The sequence below is a fragment of the Parazoarcus communis SWub3 = DSM 12120 genome (assembly GCF_003226565.1).
Classification (GTDB): Bacteria; Pseudomonadota; Gammaproteobacteria; order Burkholderiales; family Rhodocyclaceae; genus Parazoarcus; species Parazoarcus communis.
Genome location: NZ_QKOE01000001.1, coordinates 316,289 through 338,004, shown reverse-complemented (window position 1 = coordinate 338,004; position 21,716 = coordinate 316,289). Strand labels below are relative to the sequence as shown.

Here is a 21,716-nt window from a genome sequence, read left to right as displayed (position 1 = left end):
GTGAGTCCTGTCGCGGAATCATCGAGTGCTGCTTGCAGCGTGAGATTGCATCCAGAACTCCATCATCATCAGGATCCACACCATTTCACCGTAATACCCAGGATGTGCAGGAAGGTGGGTGTTGATCAGCGTGTCGATGAATCCGGCGCGCACGATGCCACGTTGGCGGAAACTGCCCAATGCGGTTCGGGCCATGTCCCGTAAGCCCTCGTGCTGGCAGGCCCAGACCCCGAAGGGTAAGCCGAAGCCATGCTTTTTCTTGGTGATGATCTCGTCCGGCAGGAATCCACGCAGGGCTTCCTTGAAGAACCAGCGCAGGGTCACCCCCTTCACTTTCCATTCTGGCGGGATCGATAGCGAGAACTGCAGCAGCTCGTCTGAAAGCAGTGGAAAGTCCACCGCGACGCCGGCGAGCTGAGTGGTGCCGATCACCTTTGGAAGGTCGTTGTCGGCCAGGGTGTACTTCCAGTCCAGGGCCAGCATGTGATTGATCAGGCCACCACCTTCCACCGTTTGCCAGACGCGTCTCTGCGCGGCAAAAGGCTCGTCTTGGTCAATGCTTGCAAGAAACTCGGGTTCAAGCACATCCGCGGCGCCCAGCCTCAGCAGCAGGTTGTACATCTGCAGGCGGTCAGGGAGCGGTACCTTTGCCTGCTCAACATAACTCACGCCCTTCTTGATGCCCGGGATGTGGTTCATGCCAGGGAGCGAAAGCAGCGGCTCCAGTGCAAATCGGCGCAGTGAGCCAGGCAGCTTGCCGTAGTGCTCGAAAACGCGTTGTTTGCTGTAGCGGACATTGCCACCAAACAGTTCGTCACCACCGTCCCCGGCCAGCAACTTGGTGATGCCGTCCTCTCTTGCCTTGCGTGCGCAGATCCATGCCGGGACGGCTGACGAGTTGCCAAAAGGTTGGTCGTAGTGCGTTGCGACCCGGGGAATGCCGTCCAGCAGATCGTCAGGGGTGACGTAGTACTCGTGATGGTCGGTACCGAAATGTCTTGCGGCCAGTCGGGCATACTCCATTTCGTCATAGCCATGGGCATCGAAACCGATCGAGTAGGTCCGGGCCGCTTGCCCCTGGACGCGACAGAGCATGCCGGATACGGTGGAGCTATCCGTGCCACCGGACAGAAACGCGCCTGTATTGCCATCCATCGTATCGCGCCGGACGCCGGATTCGATGATCTGCAGGAATTGGTGCTTGGCGTCTTCGAAATCGGGTGCTGCCTTCTCGTCGAATACCGGCGACCACCAGGGCTCGATGCTCAGCTTGCCATCGGCCCAGCGTAGTTGGTGGGCTGCCGGCAAGCGGTGGATGTCGTCGAAAATCGTCTCTGGCGCGGGTATGGCGTGGAAGAACAGGTAGTCGTAGATTGACTGGGCGGACAGTTTTCCACTGCTACCGGGGACTGCGTCAGCACGGTCGGCGAAGCCGAAGTGAAGGGGGGTGGCCCGATAGCAGATGGGCCAGGTGGCGAAGCGGTCACTTGCCATCCAGACCGAGCGCATCTGGGTGTCGATGACCACCACCGAGAAGCGGCCTGTGACGGTACGCAAGGCTTGTGCTCCGTGGTCGCGGAACCGGGTCAGCCAGTTGGTGGCCTGGGTGGGGCTGGCGGTTGTTGCGCCGTCGAAACGGGCTTGCCCGCGCGCAATGCAGATGAGGTTCCGGTCCGTATGGACATCGACGCCTGCCTGGCTGCCAAATTGTCCGCCGGGGAAACGGACCAGAGAGAGTGCCGGGTCGGTTGAAGAGGGCGGCTGGGACGTCAGCGCGATCTCGCCGATGTAAGCAGGGGACATGCGTGCTCCGGGTACGTGTTGCTTTACAAGTGATGGATGCCGAAGGCTATCAAGTTTTCATGAAACTGGCCGGCATTTCTTCACGCTGAATGGATGAGCCGACGGCTTAGTCGGCGGTATTGTCGGTACCAAGCGGCTGAGCGTGGTGTCCCGTTTCGGGGGTACGTGCCGTCCGGGTTGTCGCTGCTTCGATGAAGAAGGGCGGGCGTTGCTTTGATTCGGTGTATATCTTGGCGAGGTACTCGCCAATGATGCCCAGGCTGAGTAGTTGAATGCCTCCCAGGAAGTACATCGGGATGACGGTGGACGCCCAGCCGGGCACCGTACTTTCGGAGAAAAGCCGCATCCATAGTGCCCACAAGGCGACGCCAAAGCTGCCGATGGAGATCAGCAGGCCGATGCCCGTGATTGCCCGGAGTGGTGCGGGAGAGAAGGAGGTGATGCCCTGCCAGGCAAACGCAAGCATCTTGCGTAGCGGGTACTTGGACTCGCCGGCGAAGCGCTCTGAGCGATCATAGTAGACGATGGAGGAGGGATAGCCGAGTTGGGGGACGATGCCGCGCAGGAACAGGTTACTTTCACGATATTGCTTCAGGGCCTCAAGCACGCGACGGCTGAGCAATCGATAGTCAGCATGATTGAATACGACTTCCACCCCCAGCGCGGCAAGAACCCGATAGTAGCCCTCTGCCGTGTTGCGCTTGAACCAGCTGTCCGTATCACGGCGTTTGCGGACGCCATAGACGACGTCGCTTCCGTTGCGGAAGGCGGAGATCATCTGCTCCATCGCATGAATGTCATCCTGCAGGTCGGCATCGATACTGATGACTGCGTCACCGCGCGCATCGAACAATCCTGCAAGCAAGGCAGTCTGATGCCCTTTGTTCCGAGAGAGCTTGAGGCCCCGAATCCAGGGTGATTCATCGGCAAGGGTACAGATGATGTGCCACGTCTTGTCGCGGCTGCCGTCGTCGACCAGGACGATCTCGCTATCCACACTGATCTGTTGCTGATCGACAAGTCGCTGGAACAGCGCCGTCAGCCTATGTGCGGTCTCTGGCAGCACCTCTTCTTCGTTGTAGCACGGTATGACAACAGATAGCTTCATGTGGGCGCTCTCGAGAGTGGAAAGGGCGTAGCTAACGCGGGCTTGCGAAGGTCCAGTGCCGATGCAGCGTGAAGTTCCAGATCAGTACAAGACCGGTAGCGAGTATCTGGCTGATGATGTAGTGCAGCGACATCAGTCCGCTCAATAGCCACATCAATGCGGTGTTCAGGATCAGGCCACTGACGGCGACGGCTGCAAACCGGGTCATCGCATGGCGGTGATGTCCGCTGGCGCGAAACGTAAAGCGGTAGTTCAGCCCGTAGTTTGCTAGCGCGCTGACAATGAAGCCGACTGCGCTGGCCATGACGGGGTCGACTCCGAACAGCTGGACCAATACGACAAGTACGCCATAGTGAATCAGTGTGGCCAGCCCGCCAACGGCAAGAAAACGGCTGAACTGGCTCAGCAGCCTCATGGAGCCTCTCTTTGACGCTCGTGGCTGACATGAACTGCCAGCAAGACACAGAGGACCCAGATCATCGGTACGTGATACTTGCCTGCACTTTCGAAGAGGGTGTGCAGGGACAGAAGGTACAGCCATGGCCAGAGCGGAGCACGCGCCAGGGGGGAATGCAGCTGCCGATGCTTCACGGCGAAGCAACTGGCGGCCAGGCAGAACCAGATCAGCATCCAGAACGCGTTTGCCCAGGCTTTGGCGGCTGCGTAAAGTATTCCGTTATCCGAGGCTCTGCCAACCTTCAGCGTGTTGTATACCCCGACTGCATCATCTCCCATGAACCGGATCAGCTTTTCCACAGCGAGCATGCCGAATGCTTCAGGATGGGTACGGATCCAGGAGAGTGCCAGCTGGCGGCCCTTCGTGTCCCGCTCCAATTCACCCAAGGAGGAAAGGTCCACTTCTCCACGCGCGACATATCCCCCGGTGGCAAGCGGATTATTTGCCCGATAAAGATTGTCGCCACCGTTGGTCGAAACCAGGACGAAACTGTCAAACACCGAGTGATTGCGCAGGGTCCAGGGGGTCACAATCAAGGCGGCCCCCAGAATGATGAATGCCGCTGGTGCCAGGCTGTGCTTGATTTCTGGGATGGCGATCAGCAACAGGATGGCACCGACAAAGGGCAGGAATTGCAGGGACGGCTGAATCAGGGTCGCTGCGCCAAGTAGTGCCCCGCTGGCAAGCGCTCGCCACAGCGACTGCCCCTGGAGTACTTGCAGAAGTAGCAATAGTGCCCACGGCAAAATGGCCAACACGAGCATTTCCTTTTCCGGGGTGGCCGTGTTGAAGACCATATTGGGCCAGACTGCGAAGAGCGCTGTGGCTACCCTCCCCGCGCGCGCTCCGCCGAGTAGATTGGCAAGGCGATGGATGCCGCAGGCCGCGACGACGAATTGAGCGAGGTTGGCACACAGGTAGGCCCACTTGGCTGAGGGTAGCGCCCAGAGCCAGGCGCTGAGAAAGAGCGGGTAGCCGATAGGCCAGTAGGCGTATGTGCCGTCTGTCTCGTAAGTGCCGGAGGACAGGAGTTGGTCGGCCAGCATCAGGTAGGTACCACCATCCGACCCCGGGGTGGAAGGGAATAACGCGATCCAGGCGAGGCGTAGCCCCAGCCCGATACAGATCCAGCCGGCTAGGCCGATGCTGGATGTCAGGCTGGCAAGTCTGATGAGCGCGTCGTGGATGCCATCTCGGAAACGCCAGGCAAGTGCAGTGCTCAGTATCGCCCATGATGTTGCGACGAGGAGTTGCGCAGGCTCAGGCAGCGCTGTGGCGATGCGCAGCATCTGCAGGGGGGTCGCGAACAAGGCCACCACGGCCAGCACAATGGTCAGATAACCCAGCCAACGGCCCCCCAGCAAAGGAAGACCGCGGACCCTGACGTCTGCGGTAGCTGTGTTTGTGGGGAAGGGGCTCATGGGCGGTTACCGGGTCAGATCAGGACTTCAGTGACCGCCGGGTGCCCGAGAAAGCCCTGTGGGCTTGCGCTGGCGCCATAGGCTCCGGACTGGAAAACAACTGCCAGGTCACCGGGACCTGCCTTGGGTAAGGTCATCCTGTCCGCCAGCAGATCCAAAGGTGTGCATAGCGGACCAACCAGCGACGCGCTCTCTGTTTCGGTCGCGTCCATACGGTTGCCGATCGCAACGGGATAGTTCTTGCGAATGACTTGTCCGAAGTTGCCCGAGGCTGACAGATGATGATGCAGCCCGCCGTCTGCCACCAGGTAGGTATGCTCGCGAGAGACCTTGCGATCCAGGATACGGCAGACGTAGACACCTGCTTCGCCGACAAAGTATCTGCCAAGTTCGATGACGATTTCTGCCTCGGGCAGCTTGGTGGCTGCCTGACCGACAATGTCCGCAAGGTTGCTGCCGATCGGACCGAGATCAAGGCATTGTTCGCCCGGGAAGTAGGGGATGCCGAAACCGCCGCCAAGATTCAGGAAGCGGACAGGCGCCGGGGCAAACTCGGCCAGCTTCAGTGCGAGGGCGAAGCTTTTCTGCTGGGCCTCGACAATGGATTCCGCTTTCAGGTTTTGCGAGCCCGCAAACAGATGAAAACCCTCGAATGCGAGGCCGGCTGCGCCAATCTGACCGAGTAGTTCCGGAACGTGCTCGGCGTCGACCCCAAACTGCTTGGGGCCCCCCCCCATCTTCATGCCTGAAGACTTGAGTTCGAAATCCGGATTGACCCGGACCGCGACGCGCGCAGGCAGACCCAGCGCCTGTGACACGGTTGCCAGCACCGGCACTTCACGGAAGGATTCGACATTGATCAGGATGCCGGCGGCAACGGCCTGGCGCAGCTCGGCATCGGTCTTGCCCGGGCCGGCAAAGCTGATTTCCCGGGGGTTGGCTCCCGCATCCAGCGCTACTTTGAGTTCGCCCGCCGATGCCACGTCAATGCCATCGACCCGGCTGGCCATGTGGCAGACCAGCGCCGGCATCGGGTTGGCCTTCATGGCGTAATGAAGCTTTACCTGCGGTGGGAGCGCTGCTCGCAGCGCATCAATCCGTTGGTTCAGCAGTTGCCGATCGTAAGCGTAGAACGGCGTGCGTCCCACACGTGCGGCCAACTGGCTGAGTGAGATGCCTCCAATCAGCAGCTCACCGTCTTTGACGGGGAACTGTGTCATCTTAACGTGTGCAGGGGGGGTCTTGATTGGCGTAGGGGTACTCATTGCTGGATCTCGGTGGCAAGGGCTTTGCGATCGATCTTGCCGTTCGGGTTGCGAGGTAAGGGGCCTTCGCGCACTTCGATGCGGTGGGGCACCATATAGGCGGGCATTCGATTGCGACATTCGGTCAAGAGGGCAGCGGTGTCGACGCTGTTGCCGGCAGGTGCGGCGACGATGACGGCGATGGCTTGACCCAGTGTGTCGTGCGGGATGCCAAAGGCGGCGCATTCACCGACCATTTTCGTGGCATAAAGGATTTCTTCGACTTCGGTCGGGCTGACCCGATAGCCCGAGGTCTTCATCATTTCGTCCCGGCGACCAATAAAGTAAAGGAAGCCCTCCTCGTCGCGGCGCACCGTATCGCCTGAGTACACGGCAAGCTCCGGAATGACCAGCCCCGCTTCGCGGCCACCCACTCCGGCCGGCAGGGGTTTGTAGCGTTCTGCGGTTTTTTCCGGATCGTTCCAGTAGCCCATCCCTACCAGCGCGCCACGCTGGACCAGTTCGCCGGGCTCGTTGGCCGCGCATTCGGTTCCATCTTCGCGCAATACCAGGACTTCGGCATTGGGAATGGCCTTGCCGATCGAGTCCGGACGGCGGTCGACTTCTTCCGGGGGCAGGTAGGTGGCGCGAAAGGCCTCCGTCAGGCCGTACATCAGATAGGGTTTGGTTCTTGGCAGTGTTGCGCGCAGCTTGGTCAGGGTTTCCAGTGGCATGCGTCCGCCAGTGTTTGCAATGTAGCGCAGGTGGTCGGTGATGCTGGCGGGCCACTGAAGCTGCGACAGCTGGATCCATAGCGGCGGAACAGCGGTAAGGCCAGTGACCTGTTCTTTTTCCAGCGCCTTGAGTACATCGCGAGGCATCAGGTAGTTGAGGAGCACCACCCGCGCACCCGCGTGGAAGGCTGTGGTGAGCTGGGAGAAACCGGCATCGAAGGACAGCGGTAGCGCGGCCAGCAAGGTGTCGTCAGACGTGTTTTCCAGATACTGGGCAACGCTCTTGGCGCCGATCACCATGTTGCGGTGTGACAGCACGACGCCCTTCGGACGGCCGGTGCTGCCGGAGGTGTAGAGGATGGCGGCCATGTCGGTGTCGATGGTGCGATGGCCGGACATGGCGGGAGCTTCGAGGACATCGCACCACCGATGTACCGACATACCGCCGAGCGCCGGCAGCTCAGCTGCCGTGCCGGTCAGGATGATGTGGCGCAGATCGTGGCACTGGGAGAGCGTGTCCTTGATGGATGCAAAGCGTTCGGGGCTGGTAATGAGTACGCGAACGTTGCAGTCTTGCAGCACGTAACCGACCTGCTCCGCTTTCAGAATCGGGTTGACCGGGACGAAGACACCACCCGCCCGCGTTGTGCCAAAGCTCGAAATGACGGTTTCGAGGCGTTTGTCCAGATAGATGGCGACACGTTCGGTGCGGGCCAGGCCAAGCTGCCGCAGGCCCGAGGCAAGCTGGCTGCAGCGCAGATCCAGTGTCGCGTAGTCCAGCGTTTCCCCCCCGAAAGTCAGTGCAGGGGCGGAGGGCGTCGTCCCGGCACGTTGGGCGATCAGTTCGTGGAGAAGGTGAGTGGCGTTCATGGTTGGCAGTTTCGCTGCGAAGTGGTGGCGTTCAGGTGTCAGGTGCTGGACAGTTGCCTGCCGATCTTGCGAATCAGGCGCATGGGCAGGGCGCGGATTGCGTGCCAGCTGGCTCGGAAAAAGGGCAGGGGGTCGGAGAGGTTGAAATAGACGCCGCGAATGCCGTGCAGTAGATGTTCGGGGTGGTGCCACGCAAGCCAGAGCAGGGCTGCAGGTTGGCGTTCGCCGTTGATCCAGACGCTGCCCCGACGCTGCATGAAAGTGGGGCAGGTTCGGTTCAGTGTTGCGTAATATTCGATGACCGGTAGCGGCACACCGTTCGCGCTGCACAGACCGGACCAGAAGTCGGTTCGGCCAACGGTCGGCTCGATGACCCAGAAGCGCCCATCGGGGCCGCGCTTCAGTTCCAGCGAGACAGGGCCGGAAAGCATCAGTCCGTCAAAAAAACGCACCGCAAGGTCGTGCACTTGATCATTTGGCTCAGAGACAGCAATGGTGGTGTGTCCCATCGGGCGGGAGAGCAGCTTGCGTCCTTCGAAGCGGGCCACAACCTGACCATTGCGTAGATACAGTGCGCCAAAATGGATCTGTTCGTCGCTGCCCGCTATGAACTCCTGTATGACGACCGGCATGCTGCCGGCCAGACGCCGGCGGGCTGTCAGCAGGTCCGTCATTGAGTGTGCCACCAGTGTCTTGAATGCCGACAGGGGTTTGGTCGGTTTGGCGATGACCGGGAACGAGAGCGGTTGTGCGGTTTGCTCAAGCGCGTCAGCGTGCGTGAGCAGGCGAGAGCGGGGATAGTTCAAGCCAACTGCCATGCACCGGCTCTCAATGTTGCCTTTCTCGAGCAAGGGCAGGATGCGGGGCGCAGAATCCGCCCACGAGAGCCGGAAACTGCGAGAAAGATGTACGGCCTCGCGCCCAGCCACCTCGACCATCCGGTCATTGGTCAGCATCAGTACGGGGCGGGTGCCGGGAGGAAGGCGGCTGGCGATATCGTCGAGCGCCGGGATCAAGCCGGTCTTGTTGATGTCCTGGGCGAAGCTGATCTGGCCGTGCCGTGTGCTTGTGCCGGGTAGCGTTCCGTCGGATTCCAATGCGATGACGGGGATACCTGCCCCTGACAGGTCACGGACAAGGGCCAAGCCATGGGCACACAGGCCTACAACAACGGCAGGGGGGCTGGAGGATTGCGCCGCGTGCAGTGTGGAGAGGACGGAAGTCACCTTGGGGGCAGCAGTGTCAGTTCAGGAAGGGCGCTGGCGGTAAAGCCGATGTGAATATAAGGGAAACGGCTTGTGATAGTAAGCTGAACCAGACCGATTTGCATGAATGTCACGCTGGAGACGGGTGTCGCGCCCAGACGGGCGTGCGCCCTCAGCGACTCGGCGTTGAATGCGGAAATACGCGAGAAGCTCCATTGGACGCCCTCTTGGGCAAGTGTCTGGCTGGCATGTTGCCACAGCCGGGCAAACGTTCTGCCAGTACGGAATTCCGGCGCGACGTAAACATCGTAGTCCCAGACGCTGGATGCGGGGTCGGCAAGTCGATAGCGGCACCGGACTTCATCTTCGTCGTAGTAGTCGCGAGCGAGCCAGATGTAGCCCGAGAACCGCGATCTGTGCGTTGAGCGGAGGCAGCGGTGTCCTTTGGCAAAGCGTTGTGCGATGACGTGTGCCGGTCTTGGAAACTGCTGTACCTCAGGGGCGTCGCGGTCACAGAACTGGATGGTGCTCTCAGCACTTGCGGCCCTGGGGGGCGTGCCGGGTGACTCGGGGCGGATGGGCTGAGCGACCAGATAGTAGCGGACAAGCCGGATGTGCCCCCGCGAAATGATGTTCAGCAGGCGGGCAAGCATGAACAACACACCGTCGATCCAACCAAGCTGCTGGATGTTCTCATTGATCGTTCGTGGGACGATGAGTCGGTGTAACACTTGGGGCATGGACTTGGATTCTCAATGTTGATCACAGCATGTTGCTGTGCAAGGTGACTCTATAATAGCGAGCGCGATGTTGGGTGACAGTAGAATCTGTCACGCCGCGAACTCAAGACGGAGTCATGAATTGGATATCAAGAAAGAAGTACTGGCAGTGGTTGATGAGGTGTTGAGCCTGGGAGGGCGTGCAACGGGTTTCGAGCTCGATACGCCGCTGCTGGGTGCGGTGCCGGAGCTCGATTCGATGGCGGTGGTGGGACTGTTGAATCTGCTGGAGGAGCGCTTTGGCTTCATCGTCGAGGATGACGAAATCGATGGCTCGACCTTTGCGACGGTCGGAACGCTGGTCGGTTTTGTCGAAGGCAAGCTGGGCTGACTGTCTTGACCATCCTTCGCGAGGCCTTCTATCTGGATACGAGCAAGGGGACACGCTTCTGCCTGCTCAGACGGCCGGTGGGGGCGCCTCGTGGTGCAGTGCTTCATGTTCCGCCGTTTGCCGAGGAAATGAACAAGTCCAGGCGAATGGTCGCGTTGGCGGCAGAGCGCATGGCCAGCCAGGGCTGGGCCGTGCTGCAGGTCGATCTCATGGGATGCGGCGATAGTCATGGAGACTTCGGTGAGGCCGAGTGGGGCGATTGGCTTGATGATCTGACGTTGGCACATTCGTGGTTGCAACAACACGCCGTGGCTGCGCCCCCTGTGCTCTGGTCCTTGCGGGCGGGCAGCCTGTTGCTGGCCGACTGGCTGCGGCGTACGGAGGCGTTAACCGCGGGCCTTTTGATGTGGCAGCCGGTGCTCAACGGGCGCCAGCACCTCACTCAGTTCCTGCGTCTGAAGGCGGCCAATGAAATGCTGGCCGATGCCGATGCCAGTGCGGTCATGTCCCAGGTGCGTGCGGCACTGGCGGGGGGGCAGGGGGTCGAGATTGCCGGCTATCTGCTTTCGCCCGGGCTGGCGCGTGGTCTTGAGGCTGCCAGTGTGTCCTTGCCGATCGGATATCGTGGGCCTGTCGCATTGATCGAGCTTCGTGCGGAAGCCGGGGTTGGGCCTTCTCCCGGGGTATCTGTCTGGGGGCAGAAGCAGGTTGATGCGGGTCTTGCGCCGATACTGCGCGTGGTCCAGGGGCCCGCCTTCTGGCAGACTCAGGAAATCGAACTGGCGCCAGATTTGCTGGCCTGTACGGACGAGGTGCTGGGATGTCTGCGCTAGCGGGGTATACCGAGTCGGCTTTTTTCTTTGATTGTCAGGGCGAGGCATTGCCAGCAGTCGTTGCTGTGCCAGAGCAGCCCGCCGAGACCGGCGTACTGGTGATCGTCGGAGGGCCGCAGTATCGCGCGGGAAGCCACCGACAGTTCGTGCTGCTGTCCCGCCAGGTTGCGGCAGCGGGGTTTGCCTGCATGCGCTTCGACTATCGGGGGATGGGTGACGCGACAGGCGAGGCCAGGACATTCGAACAGGTGGATGACGACATCCGTGCTGCAGTTGATGCATTCTTCGTCCGCCAGCCGGCACTGCGTCGCGTGGTGCTGTGGGGATTGTGCGATGGAGCCAGTGCCGCGTGCTTCTACGCGCATCAGGATGATCGGGTGGCTGGACTCGTGTTGCTGAACCCCTGGGTGAAGACGGATGCCGGCCAAGCCCGGACGATGTTGAAGTACTACTACGTCCAGCGCTTGTTGTCTCTGGCGTTCTGGAAGAAGCTGCTTTCTGGCGGGGTTTCCGTTGGACGGTCGCTGGGCGGGCTCAATCAGATGGTCGTGACTGCCAGGAAGGACGATGAGGGCGCAAACACGCCCCTGCCTACGCGTATGGCGCAATCCCTGAAGCGGGCGGGACGTCCGTTTCTGGTGATGCTGAGTGGTCGCGATTATGTCGCTCGCGAGTTTGAGCAGGCTGTGACGGATCCCGCGTGGGCTGATGTGCCGCAGGTGCGCAATGCCTGTCATATGGCGGATGCCGATCACACGTTCTCGAGCGCGAAGTGGCGGGATGAAGTTGCTCGACAGACAGTGAATTGGTTGCAGGCGTTGGCGACGAAGTCAATATGACCGAACTGAAGCCTTGGGAGTGGAGATGATGCGGAGGCAAGTGGCTGCGATTTGGGCGACACTGCTGTGTTCGATGGTCTTCAGCGGCCTGTCGCAGGCGCAGGGTCAGACGGGTTCGCCCTGTGGTGATCCGTTCAGAAACCACTACGGCCCCTACGACTACCGCGTGACGACGCCACAGCAGCGGGCAATTGTCGAGAACGTGCATTTCACCCCCGCTGTCGAGTCACTGCGTGCGGGCAACACGTCCATGGGGCCGGGGGGGGATCTGGATTACACCCTCAATGTGTATCCCAATCATCACCGCGCCTTGATGTCGATGATGAAGTTTGCGGTACGGGAGCGAAACGCCCGTCCCGGAGGCGTACAGTTCTCCATCGAATGCCGTTTTGATCGTGCGGAGCGTTTTCGTCCAGACGATGCCATGGTCAAGGTCATTCATGGCCTTTATCTGATCCAGACTGGCAAGCCAGCCGATGCCATCACCAAACTCGAGCAGGCCCGCGAGCTGGACTCCAACAACGCCAATGTCCATTACAACTTGGGGCTCGCCTACTTCGACCTCAAGAAGTTCGATCAGGCGCTCGAGAGCGCGCATGTCGCATATGCTCAGGGATTTCCACTGCCGGGGTTGCGTGACAAGCTGAGGCGCGCTGGAAAGTGGCGCGATCCAGTCCCGGTTGTCGAGTCGGCCTCTCCTGAGGTGACCATGCCCGAGTCTGTGGAGGACGCAGTCCAGCCCGATCCACAAGCGGCACCTGCTGCGGACTGATGTGGTGGCACTGACCGTGTGCCGGCTGTGAGACGGATGCTCAGCGACAAGAAGAAGGCATCGCCCCTGGGGGCGGCTGCCAACCGCTGTGGGGCGGCGCTGCTGTTGATGTCGGGCGTGTCCGGGCTGGGTGTGTTCATTGCTACACATCCGCTGGGGCTCGGTTGGTCGGCTCTTCTGACATGCGCTTTTTGCGTGCCCATGCTGGCGCATCGGTATGCCTGGCTGCTGCTGATACCCGGATTGTCGCCGGTCATCGATCTGGCCGCCTGGACCGGCGCGATCTACCTGACTGAAAGCGACGCTTTGGTGTTTGCCGCCCTGCTCGCCCATGGCGTCCGGGGGCTGTGGGCGAGTGCGGCGGGCTCGCGGGCGAGTGTGGCGCTGGAGCCGCGTCAGTGGGCGATCGGTGCCTTGTCCCTGATTGCCCTGCTGCTGCTGTCCGCGAGTTATCTGGTCTCGACCGACTGGTGGCCTGCGTGGTCGGTCTGGACTGACCCTTCCTTGCTGGTGGGCTATGGCCCGCTGAATGGTGTGCGGCTGGCCAAAGGCATGCTGTTGTCGGTGTTGTTGTTGCCGCTGTTGGTTCAGGCAATGCGCGAGGCGCCAGGACAAGCGTTGCGGATGCTGTTGAGTGGCGTGCTGCTGGGTGTGTTGCTGGTATCGCTCGGGGCGGTCTGGGAACGGTGGGTGTTCACCGGCTTGAGCGATTTTGCGTCCGATTACCGCACCACTGCCCTGTTCTGGGAAATGAATGTCGGTGGGGCCACCCTGGATGGCTGGCTGGCACTGGGCGTGCCTTTCGTGCTGTGGGCAGTCTTGCGCGAACGCGACCCGATTCGTCTGGGGGCCTTGCTGTGCATCCTGGGGGTCGTCGCTTACGCGGCATTCACGACGTTCTCCCGCGGGCTTTATCTTGGCGCTGCCGCGGGCGGTGCATTGACCCTGGCACTGATGCTCCGGGCCGCGGTGCGACAGGAGGGCGTCCGTATCCCGCTCCGCGCTGCGTTGGGGTGGAGCGGGTTTGCCGCCGGCTGTGTGCTTGCGATGAGTGCGGTGTTTCAGACGGGCGGGTATCGCGGCCTGGCCGCCATGCTGGGGCTGGCGCTTGCGGTGTTTGCCGCCGGGCCCCTGATGATCCTGCTGGAGCGTCGCGATCTGCTTTGGGCTGCACTTGTCGCAGGTGTCGCCTGCTTGTTGAGCATCCTTGCGATGCAGTGGGTGCCGAAGGGCGTCTACCTGGCTTATGGCGTCAGTGTCGTGTGCTTCTGGATGGTGTTGCTGCTGGGGTTGGGCGAGCGGTGGGCCACTCAGGCGGCACGCCTGGCGTTCGGTAGTGTGCTCTGGATGGGCTTCAACGCTGTTCTGGTGACCTGGTATTGGTCCGAAGGTAGTGGAGGCCTGGCGGGTGCGCTTGGCGTGGGCGTGCTGTTTGGCCCGCTGTTGCTCGTCCGCGTCCGACCGCAGTACTGCTGGCGACCGGATGTCCAGTCCGGGGTGCCGGTTTTGCTCGTTCTGGGGGCGGTGGCGCTGATTGTGGTGACATTCAATACCTATTACGTGGGCAAGCGCTTCGAAACCGTGGCTGAGGATCTGGAGATGCGTTTCCAGCACTGGTCACTGGCGGCTTCCTTGCCTCAGGGGGACAGGGAGGCGCTGACAGGGGTGGGCGTGGGGCAGTTTGCCGAGCGGTACTTCTGGCGGGTACCTGACGGTCAGTTTCCGGGTAGCCATCATGTGGTGCGCGAGGACGGGCAACACTTCCTGCGTCTCGGTGGGCCACGCCATGTGCTCGGATTTGGTGAGCTGTACCGGGTTTCGCAGCGGGTTTCACCGGCTATCGAGCCCCCCTTGCTGGTCAGCCTGAATGCGCGTGCGCCAGAAGGCGATGCCGCTGTTCATCTTGAGGTGTGCCGAAAGCATCTGCTTTACGCCAACGAGTGCACCGGGCATGAGTTCAAGGTGGTGGGTGGGCCTGCCTGGCAAAGGTTTGAGTTTGTGCTCGACCGCCGGGACCTGGGACACGACGGCGGATGGTTGCCGAAGCTGACGATGTTCTCGGTGGCAAATGCCAGCAGGGGGCGTCTGGTCGAGATTGATGATCTCAGCCTGGCCGATGCAAGTGGGCGTGAGCGTCTCGACAATGGCAGTTTCGAGGCTGCCAGTGATTTCTGGTTTTTCAGCAGCGACCGTCATCACCTGCCGTGGCATGCAAAAAACCTCTGGCTGCACTACTTTGTAGAGCAGGGGTGGCTGGGCTTGCTGGCGTTCAGCCTGCTATCTGGCATGGCACTGTTGCGCGTCGCGGCTGGCGGAGGTGCCGCGCATCCGCTCGGGCCGCCGCTTGCGGGTGGGCTGTTGGGTTTTTTCATCGTCGGCGCTTTCGATAGCCTGGTGGATGCGCCGAGATTGACCGTGTTCGCTTTACTGCTGATGTTTGTGGCGATGGGGCTGAGGGCGCCTGATCGCCGATAGGTGGGTGTATGTTGTTGAGCATTGCATGGCCAGTCTTCATGGCCTTGGATGAACAGGAGTGCGCAGGATGAGGCTGACCGAGGCGCAGGTGGATGCGATACGTCGCACGGCGGCGGAGGTGTTTGGTCCGTACGTTGAACTCCGGCTATTTGGGTCGCGCGTCGATGATACGAAGCGCGGTGGGGATATCGATCTGTACCTGGTGACTGCGGATGAGTCCGTTAAGGATCTTGTCAGAGCAGAAGTGGATTTCCTGTCCAGACTGAAACGCAGGATTGGAGAGCAGCGTATCGACTTGTTGGTTGATTATCCGTCCAGACGGCATCGCCCGCCCATCTTCAGCATCGCGAAAGCGACGGGAGTCCGGCTATGAACGCGCTACCTGTTTCGACTCTGCGTCTGCAAGATGCCTGGCGTCAGGCTGAGCGGCATGTACATCACATGCGCAACGCGATGAGGGCACTGGCCTCGCTGTCACCGTTTGATGAAGCCCGGTTCCTGGCCTTGACCGATGACCAGATCCGGGACGTCGATCAGTTTATTCTCCGGTTCAGCAAGTTGCAGGATGTGCTCGGTGCCAGGTTGCTGCCATCACTACTCGACTATCTGGAGGAGCCTTTCGAGACCCGTCCAATGTTGGATAAGCTCAATCGCCTTGAGCAATTGGGGTTTCTCGACAGCGTTGAGCATTGGCAGTATTTGAGGGAGGTCCGGAACCGCTTCACGCATGACTACCCGGATGATCCAGAGCGGAATGCAGCAAATTTGAATCTTGCTCTTGGTGCGGCAGACGAGCTTTGCCAGCTGCTTCTGCGTTTGTACGCAAAGCTTGTTGTAGCCCATCCTGGGCTGGAACTGGCAGCGATTGGTGCTCAGTAGGGGGAGTGACTGCCCGGAGTCAGTCCTGGTGCACCGGCCTGGTGTGCTAGAAAGCCCCAGGCGTGGGTGAGGTCGATGGCGCGCGGGGCGAGGTGCCGACGGGGAAGGCGAAAGCTGCCGTGGGGCGCAGGTCTTCTTCAGGCGTCCCTTCCAGCGCGACACTGAACCTGCGGGTGATTGAGCCAAAGGGGCCGGTGAAGTCCAGTATGTCGGGAGACAGCAGGCTGACGGGCAGTGCGAGGTTGCCAGCATGATCGCCTGGCAGGGTGGTGGTGAAGATGCCCAGGCCCGCGTGCAGATTGTTGCGGGTGATGATCGGTGTGTCGGGGGGGAGTTTGTCTGGCCAGGCGCGTACAAACCAGGCAGGGCGCCAACCGGTATGGATGAGCGTATTGTGCGCCATCCGCAGTCGGCTTCCTGGCCAGATCGGCCCTTCCGCACCATACGCCACCATGACCGGATTCTGACTGCTTGCACTCTGGCCAATGACGTTGCCCACCAGCGAGGCGTCGCCACCGTTTGGCAGATCGATCTCGTATGAGGCCTCACCGCCGGGGCCGTCCACGATCAGGTTGTAGCGAATGTCGCTGCGCCGGGCGCGCGATTTGATCAGGTGTCCCTCAAAGCCGTTATGGAAGCGGGAGCCTTCGATCGTCACCTGTCCAATGCGGCCAACGTACAGCAGGTGAGCCAGTTGGTTGCCATTGCGCGGTGCGTTGCTGAACACACTGTCGTGAATGTGGAGTTCGGTATCCTCGAAGTTGGCGGTCAGGAGACCGTTCTGATTGTCATCGAACACGCAATTGCGTACGGTCAGGCGGCCGCGCTCGAAGCGGATGCCGGCACCGTTGCCATCAGGCACCCGGGTGCCGCGGAACTCGATGTTGTCCACCTCGAACTCGCCGTCGCGAAACACCCAGATGGCCTTGCCTTCTGCATGCATTCCGTCTGCGACCAGTACTGGGCGACCCCCTACGCCGCGGATTTCGAGCTTCTTCTGTTGCCAGACGGCGACATCTCCACGGTAAGTGCCTGCCTTGATCAACACGATGTCACCGTCCCTGGCGATACGCGCTGCGTCCGATAGGTGGCGGATGGCCTCGTCTGGGCCGACGGTGATGACTGCGGCACTGACTGTGCTGAGCCCGGTTCCAATCAGCAGAACGGCTGCAAGCGCTCGGGAGATCAGCCGGGTACGGACTTGCATGAGTCAGATGTCGATGACGTCGGGCGGCAGATGCAGTGTTTCCAGCCAATGCGCTATGGCTGCAACGACGGCAAGCAGGCCGCTTGAAAAGCGGTTTGCTGCGTTCAGCGCGTCGGCGAAGAGCCTTGGATCCTCAACGTACTCATGGATTAAACTGTTGCGCAGGTTTCTCCATGTCAGCCATTCCCGGGCATCGGGTAGCAGGCCGAGTCGTTCTGCCTGATTGAGGGTGTCGATCAGCGTTCGGCTGTGTTGTCCGACAAGCTCGAGCAGGCGAGGTAGCAGTTTGTCCCCGATCGTATCCTGTAGTCTGCTGTAACGCGCGGCAAAGGCTTCGACTTGCTCACCCAGCGCATCGTTGCCGTCCAGTGTTGAGACCCATGCGGCATCGATCGTCTGCTGAAACAGGCGGTCACGGGTTCGACGGAGCAGTTCTGCTTCCTTGAGCACGATGCGCCAGGTATGGGCAAAGGCGGGGAGAGCTTCGGGTACATGATTCAACATCGAAGTGGCATTCCTGCCTGCCTTGCCGCGCGATGAACCGGCATAAGGCTTTCGCCATCATCAATGATGACGTCGATCTTCTGATCCCCGAGTTGCCACTGCAAAGATGCGGCAAACCTGGCGGCTTGTTCCGCTTTATTGGGTACGGGATGGCTGACAATCACCATCAGATCCAGGTCGCCGCCGTGTCGTGCGTCGTCTGTCCGAGACCCGAACAGCCAGACCTCTACCTGCTCGCCAAATTCACGACGGGCTGTCTGAAGGATGGTTCGGGTCTCGAACGGTGAAATACGCATTGTTGGTAGGCGCTTACTTGCTCTTGATCATTGTCCCCACCCCGTGGTCGGTGAGGATTTCCAGCAGCAGGCAGTGCTCGACCCGGCCGTCGATGATGTGCACCGACTTCACGCCGTTGCGTGCCGCGTCGAGTGCCGAGCCGATCTTGGGCAGCATGCCGCCGGACAGGGTGCCGTCTGCAACCAGATCGTCGATCTGGCGCGGGGTCAGGCCGGTGAGCAGGTTGCCGGCCTTGTCGAGCACGCCGGGCGTGTTGGTCAGCAGCACCAGCTTTTCGGCCTTGAGGATTTCGGCCAGCTTGCCGGCGACGACGTCGGCGTTGATATTGTAGGTTTCACCATCCTCGCCGACGCCGATGGGCGCGATTACCGGGATGAAGTCGCCCTTGTCCAGGAAGGCGATCAGGCTGGGGTCGATGCTGGTGATCTCGCCAACCTGGCCGACATCGATCAGGTCGCCCGCCGGCGCGTCAAGCTTCTGCATCAGCAGCTTTTTGGCGCGGATGAAGCTGGCGTCCTTGCCGGTCAGGCCAACGGCCTTGCCACCGGCCTGGTTGATCAGATTGACGATTTCCTTGTTGACCTGGCCGCCCAGCACCATCTCGACCACTTCCATGGTCTCGGCATCGGTCACCCGCATGCCCTGGATGAATTCCCCTTTCTTGCCAACGCGGGAGAGCAGGGTCTCGATCTGCGGGCCGCCGCCGTGCACCACGACCGGGTTCAGGCCGACCAGCTTGAGCAGGACGACATCGCGGGCGAAGCAGTCTTTCAGGTGGGGGTCGGTCATCGCATTGCCGCCGTACTTGATGACGATGGTCTTGTCGAAGAAGCGCTTGATGTACGGCAGGGCTTCGGCAAGGATCTCGGCCTTGCGCGCGGGGGTGACGGAATCGGGGCTGGTGACTTCGGACATCGGGTTTCTCCGCTAACGATGTTGCGATTGTAGTGGCGGCAGATGTAAACAAAAAGCGGAAGACCCGGTGTCTTCCGCTTCAGGGTGTTTCGGTGTGCCGCCGCCAGCCACCGGCGGCAAGGGTGTCAGGCGATGGTCAGGCGCTTGGCCTGGGCTTCGGCCTTCTTGGGCAGCGTCAGCTCAAGCACGCCATCGTTGAAGCGGGCGGCGGCGCGGCCTTCGTCGATGTCCTGGCCAAGCTGGAAGCTGCGCGATACCTTGCCGAAATAGCGCTCGGTGCGTAGCACGCGTTCACCTTCCTTGATTTCCTTTTCCTGCTTGCGTTCGGCGCTGATCGACACCACCGGGCCATCGATATGGACGTGAATGTCTTCTTTCTTCATGCCGGGCAGTTCCGCGTGGACTTCATAGCCTTCCGCGTTTTCCTTGACGTCTACCCGCATTTGCGGCGATTCGGTGTTACCGTTCGAGCCGAATTCGACCGGACGGACAAAGAAGCCACGGAAGAAATCATCCAGGGGATCACGACGGGTCAGGTTGCTCATTTCTCGCTCTCCTTGTCATCATGGGCGCCGGTGATGTCCGGCCTCAACACGAATATAGGTGCGAAGGCAGGGTTTTCAAGTGGCTTTTGCAGGGGAGAAAATGGCTATGGCAAACGGAAACGCAGCAAGCGCAAGCCCCGTTGAGGGTGACACCTGTCCGCGTTGTGGTGCGAGCTTCAGTTGTGGAATGCGTGCAGGCGACAAGGTGTGCTGGTGTGCAGCATACCCGCCGGCATTTGCGGTGCCTGATGCTGGGGCCGGGTGCTTTTGCCCGACCTGCCTCGCCGAGTTGATTGCGCAGGCGCAGGCGATTCAGCAGTGAGGGGTGGTGCCCATGACGTGGATTGAACACGTGGCCTCTCCCTTACCAAGGGAGTGCTCTACCACTGAGCTACATGGGCGAACCGGTCGATGCGAGGACAGCGTGAAATGCACCATCCTGACAAAAAAAGGCCAATCGGCGTGATTGGCCTTTTAATTGAATTCTGGTGGGGGCACTAGGACTCGAACCTAGGACCAATTGATTAAGAGTCAACTGCTCTACCAACTGAGCTATACCCCCGATGCCGTTTTACCGGCCCCGCCAAGACAATGTCTCGTCGAGAGGCGCGCATAATAGCCAATCGGGCGGGGCTGTGCAAGCGCTACGTCAAAAAAACTTCATCAGGCCTGGATGCGCCCGGCGCGGCGACGGGTGCCGATGCCCGCAATGGCACCGAGCCCCTGACTGCCATGTGCATGACAGATGGCGCAAGCCAGTGCGTCGGCTGCATCCGGGCTGGGGCTGGCGTCCAGCAACAGCAGGCGCTGAACCATGTGCTGCACCTGTTCCTTGGCGGCCTTGCCGTGGCCGACCACCGATTGCTTGACCTGCAGCGCGGTGTACTCAGCCACCGGCAGGTCGCAGGACACGGCGCCGCAGATCACGGCGCCGCGCGCCTGCCCCAGCAGCAGGGTGGATTGGGGGTTGACGTTGACAAACACCTTTTCGACCGCAACCAGGTCGGGTGCATAGGTGGTGATGACTTCGCGCACGCCATCGAGCAGCACCTTCAGGCGGCCTGGCAGTTCTCCGTCCCGGGTCTTGATGCAGCCGCTGGCAACATAACGCAACTGGCTGCCGAGCACGTCGATCAGTCCGAAGCCCGTGATCCGCAGGCCGGGGTCCAGCCCCAGGATGCGGGTGGCAACGGTGCGCGATGCGCAGCCCGTGGGGCCCGTCACGCTCAGACTCGCACCGCCGTGCCGCTGGCGCACACCATCAGCATGCCATTATCCTGACCCAGTACCTCGTAATCGACATCGATGCCGACGACCGCGTTGGCACCCAGCTTGGCCGCTTGCTCGGCCATCTCCTTCAGGGCGGTCTCGCGGGCATCGGCCAGGGTGCGCTCGTAAGCGCCGGCCCGGCCGCCAACCACGTTGCGGATCGAGGCAAACAGATCCTTGAAGATATTGGCGCCGATGATGGCCTCACCCGCGACGACGCCGTAATAGTGCTGGATGGGACGGCCTTCCAGTGTAGGGGTGGTGCTCATCAGCATGATCGATCTCCTGTAGGGCGTTGGGTTCGGATGCTATCAGGCCTTGCGCGCCAGCCAGACGCCGGCGACTGCGACCGCCATGCCGGCAAGCGCCATGCCGGTCAGGGTTTCGCCGAACATCGCCCAGGCAATCAGCGCGGTGGTGGGCGGTGTCAGGTAGAACAGGCTGGCGACATTGACGGCACTGCCACTGCGGATCAGCAGGTTGAGCAGGCTGATCGCCCCCAGCGACAGTACCACCACCAGCCACAATAGGGCGAAGATGAAATCGCCGCTCCACTCGATGGCCATGGTCTCGGTCTGGCTGGCGATCAGCGCGGTCAGGATCAGTGTGGGCACAAACTGCACCACCGAGCCGGTACGCAGGTCAAAGCGCGGGCAGAAGCGTTTCTGGTACAGCGTGCCGGCGGTAATGCCGATCAGTGCGGCCAGCGCTGGCGCCAGCATGTAGCCGAGCGCGTCCGGTGCGACGCCGTCAATGGCCACCTTGTTGCTGACGACCAGCGTGACGCCGAAGAAGCCCAGTGCGAGGCCTCCCCACTGCTTGATGCTGACCCGCTCGCCCAGCAGCAGGCCGGCGCCCACTGCGGTCAACAGCGGCTGCATGCCAACGACCAGTGCGGTGACGCCGGCCGGCAGCCCGCGATGAATGGCGACGAACACGCCGCCCAGATACAGCGCCTGCACCAGGACACCGGTGACCCCAATGTGTAGCCATTCGCGCCCGCTCTGTGGCCAGGGCGCGCGCATGGCCAGCGCCAGCATCGCCATCAGCAGGATGACCAGCACGTAGCGGGTGGCGAGAAAGGTCAAGGGTTCGGCATAGGGCAGACCGAACTTGGCGCCGATGAATCCGGTGCTCCACAACACGACGAAGAGCAGCGGCATGATGCGCTGGGCAGGGGATGGGGCATGCATGTGTGTAAGCGGGCTTGTCCAAGAAAAAAGGCGGCG

The 21,716-nt window shown here is 61.2% G+C and carries 24 protein-coding genes and 2 tRNA genes; 8 read left to right on the top strand and 18 right to left on the bottom strand.

The window, feature by feature from the left end:
* Positions 1–18: 18 nt before the first annotated feature.
* The 8 genes from DNK49_RS01605 to DNK49_RS01570 all read right to left on the bottom strand — a co-directional run bounded on the left by DNK49_RS01605 (position 19) and on the right by DNK49_RS01570 (position 9,495).
* Entirely contained in the window at positions 19–1,803 is a 1,785-nt protein-coding gene (locus tag DNK49_RS01605; RefSeq protein ID WP_110522557.1) for an asparagine synthetase B family protein, read from the bottom strand.
* Between the two features lie 106 nt (positions 1,804–1,909).
* Positions 1,910–2,911 carry a glycosyltransferase family 2 protein gene (locus DNK49_RS01600; protein ID WP_110522556.1) on the bottom strand — a complete coding sequence of 334 codons (1,002 nt, stop codon included), beginning with the start codon at positions 2,909–2,911 and terminating at the stop codon, positions 1,910–1,912.
* 31 nt (positions 2,912–2,942) lie between these two features.
* Positions 2,943–3,326, bottom strand: coding sequence for a GtrA family protein (locus tag DNK49_RS01595; RefSeq protein ID WP_165843249.1), 384 nt, complete (start codon positions 3,324–3,326; stop codon positions 2,943–2,945).
* Positions 3,323–4,789: a glycosyltransferase family 39 protein gene (locus DNK49_RS01590; RefSeq protein WP_110522554.1), complete on the bottom strand. Its 1,467-nt coding sequence runs from the start codon at positions 4,787–4,789 to the stop codon at positions 3,323–3,325. Before DNK49_RS01590 ends, DNK49_RS01595 begins: the two co-directional genes overlap by 4 nt.
* A 14-nt stretch (positions 4,790–4,803) precedes the next feature.
* A complete protein-coding gene (locus tag DNK49_RS01585; protein WP_424444903.1) occupies positions 4,804–6,054 on the bottom strand; it encodes a pyridoxal-dependent decarboxylase, exosortase A system-associated in 1,251 nt (416 codons plus the stop codon).
* Positions 6,051–7,637: an acyl-CoA ligase (AMP-forming), exosortase A system-associated gene (locus DNK49_RS01580; protein ID WP_110522552.1), complete on the bottom strand. Its 1,587-nt coding sequence runs from the start codon at positions 7,635–7,637 to the stop codon at positions 6,051–6,053. Before DNK49_RS01580 ends, DNK49_RS01585 begins: the two co-directional genes overlap by 4 nt.
* 38 nt (positions 7,638–7,675) lie before the next feature.
* Positions 7,676–8,734 (bottom strand): hypothetical protein, encoded by a 1,059-nt coding sequence (locus tag DNK49_RS01575; protein ID WP_243632204.1) that lies wholly within the window; start codon positions 8,732–8,734, stop codon positions 7,676–7,678.
* A 125-nt stretch (positions 8,735–8,859) separates the two neighbouring features.
* Positions 8,860–9,495 carry a GNAT family N-acetyltransferase gene (locus tag DNK49_RS01570; protein WP_133255070.1) on the bottom strand — a complete coding sequence of 212 codons (636 nt, stop codon included), beginning with the start codon at positions 9,493–9,495 and terminating at the stop codon, positions 8,860–8,862.
* Between the two features lie 208 nt (positions 9,496–9,703).
* On the opposite strand from DNK49_RS01570, the gene DNK49_RS01565 reads away from it, so the two are divergent.
* From DNK49_RS01565 to DNK49_RS01535, 7 genes are all read left to right on the top strand, one after another.
* A complete protein-coding gene (locus tag DNK49_RS01565) occupies positions 9,704–9,952 on the top strand; it encodes an acyl carrier protein (RefSeq protein WP_207806858.1) in 249 nt (82 codons plus the stop codon).
* 5 nt (positions 9,953–9,957) lie between these two features.
* A complete protein-coding gene (locus DNK49_RS01560) occupies positions 9,958–10,785 on the top strand; it encodes a hydrolase 2, exosortase A system-associated (RefSeq protein ID WP_110522549.1) in 828 nt (275 codons plus the stop codon).
* Positions 10,773–11,624, top strand: coding sequence for a hydrolase 1, exosortase A system-associated (locus DNK49_RS01555; RefSeq protein WP_110522548.1), 852 nt, complete (start codon positions 10,773–10,775; stop codon positions 11,622–11,624). The genes DNK49_RS01560 and DNK49_RS01555 overlap by 13 nt, the downstream gene beginning before the upstream one ends.
* Before the next feature lie 40 nt (positions 11,625–11,664).
* The gene (locus DNK49_RS01550; protein WP_243632203.1) at positions 11,665–12,396 is read left to right on the top strand and encodes a tetratricopeptide repeat protein; all 732 of its coding nucleotides are present in this window, start codon (positions 11,665–11,667) and stop codon (positions 12,394–12,396) included.
* A gap of 36 nt (positions 12,397–12,432) precedes the next feature.
* Entirely contained in the window at positions 12,433–14,871 is a 2,439-nt protein-coding gene (locus DNK49_RS01545; protein ID WP_110522547.1) for a hypothetical protein, read from the top strand.
* A gap of 67 nt (positions 14,872–14,938) precedes the next feature.
* A complete protein-coding gene (locus DNK49_RS01540) occupies positions 14,939–15,244 on the top strand; it encodes a nucleotidyltransferase domain-containing protein (RefSeq protein ID WP_110522546.1) in 306 nt (101 codons plus the stop codon).
* Positions 15,241–15,750, top strand: a complete 510-nt coding sequence (locus DNK49_RS01535) for a hypothetical protein (RefSeq protein ID WP_207806857.1) — start codon at positions 15,241–15,243, stop codon at positions 15,748–15,750. The genes DNK49_RS01540 and DNK49_RS01535 overlap by 4 nt, the downstream gene beginning before the upstream one ends.
* Before the next feature lie 46 nt (positions 15,751–15,796).
* Here the strand turns inward: DNK49_RS01535 and DNK49_RS01530 are convergent, their stop codons facing one another.
* The 5 genes from DNK49_RS01530 to DNK49_RS01510 all read right to left on the bottom strand — a co-directional run bounded on the left by DNK49_RS01530 (position 15,797) and on the right by DNK49_RS01510 (position 19,218).
* Entirely contained in the window at positions 15,797–16,957 is a 1,161-nt protein-coding gene (locus tag DNK49_RS01530; protein ID WP_110522545.1) for a right-handed parallel beta-helix repeat-containing protein, read from the bottom strand.
* A gap of 3 nt (positions 16,958–16,960) precedes the next feature.
* Positions 16,961–17,461 (bottom strand): hypothetical protein, encoded by a 501-nt coding sequence (locus tag DNK49_RS01525; protein WP_110522544.1) that lies wholly within the window; start codon positions 17,459–17,461, stop codon positions 16,961–16,963.
* Positions 17,455–17,757: a nucleotidyltransferase domain-containing protein gene (locus tag DNK49_RS01520; protein WP_110522543.1), complete on the bottom strand. Its 303-nt coding sequence runs from the start codon at positions 17,755–17,757 to the stop codon at positions 17,455–17,457. The genes DNK49_RS01525 and DNK49_RS01520 overlap by 7 nt, the downstream gene beginning before the upstream one ends.
* A gap of 13 nt (positions 17,758–17,770) precedes the next feature.
* Complete coding sequence (gene argB / locus DNK49_RS01515) at positions 17,771–18,673, bottom strand: acetylglutamate kinase (protein WP_110522542.1); 903 nt, start codon at positions 18,671–18,673, stop codon at positions 17,771–17,773.
* A 125-nt stretch (positions 18,674–18,798) separates the two neighbouring features.
* Entirely contained in the window at positions 18,799–19,218 is a 420-nt protein-coding gene (locus DNK49_RS01510; protein WP_110522541.1) for an Hsp20/alpha crystallin family protein, read from the bottom strand.
* Positions 19,219–19,318: 100 nt separating this feature from the next.
* Here DNK49_RS01510 and DNK49_RS24930 point away from each other — a divergent pair, with 100 nt between their 5' ends.
* Entirely contained in the window at positions 19,319–19,540 is a 222-nt protein-coding gene (locus DNK49_RS24930) for a cysteine-rich CWC family protein (RefSeq protein WP_306441416.1), read from the top strand.
* Positions 19,541–19,544: 4 nt separating this feature from the next.
* Here DNK49_RS24930 and DNK49_RS01500 read toward each other — a convergent pair.
* From DNK49_RS01500 to DNK49_RS01480, 5 genes are all read right to left on the bottom strand, one after another.
* Positions 19,545–19,619 (bottom strand) — tRNA-Thr (locus DNK49_RS01500).
* Positions 19,620–19,704: 85 nt separating this feature from the next.
* A tRNA-Lys gene (locus DNK49_RS01495) sits at positions 19,705–19,780 on the bottom strand.
* Between the two features lie 101 nt (positions 19,781–19,881).
* The gene (ruvC, locus tag DNK49_RS01490) at positions 19,882–20,442 is read right to left on the bottom strand and encodes a crossover junction endodeoxyribonuclease RuvC (protein ID WP_110522956.1); all 561 of its coding nucleotides are present in this window, start codon (positions 20,440–20,442) and stop codon (positions 19,882–19,884) included.
* Positions 20,443–20,444: 2 nt separating this feature from the next.
* Complete coding sequence (locus DNK49_RS01485) at positions 20,445–20,762, bottom strand: heavy metal-binding domain-containing protein (protein ID WP_110522539.1); 318 nt, start codon at positions 20,760–20,762, stop codon at positions 20,445–20,447.
* A gap of 36 nt (positions 20,763–20,798) precedes the next feature.
* On the bottom strand, positions 20,799–21,680 hold the full coding sequence (locus tag DNK49_RS01480; protein WP_110522538.1) for a DMT family transporter: 882 nt from the start codon (positions 21,678–21,680) through the stop codon (positions 20,799–20,801).
* Positions 21,681–21,716: the final 36 nt, after the last annotated feature.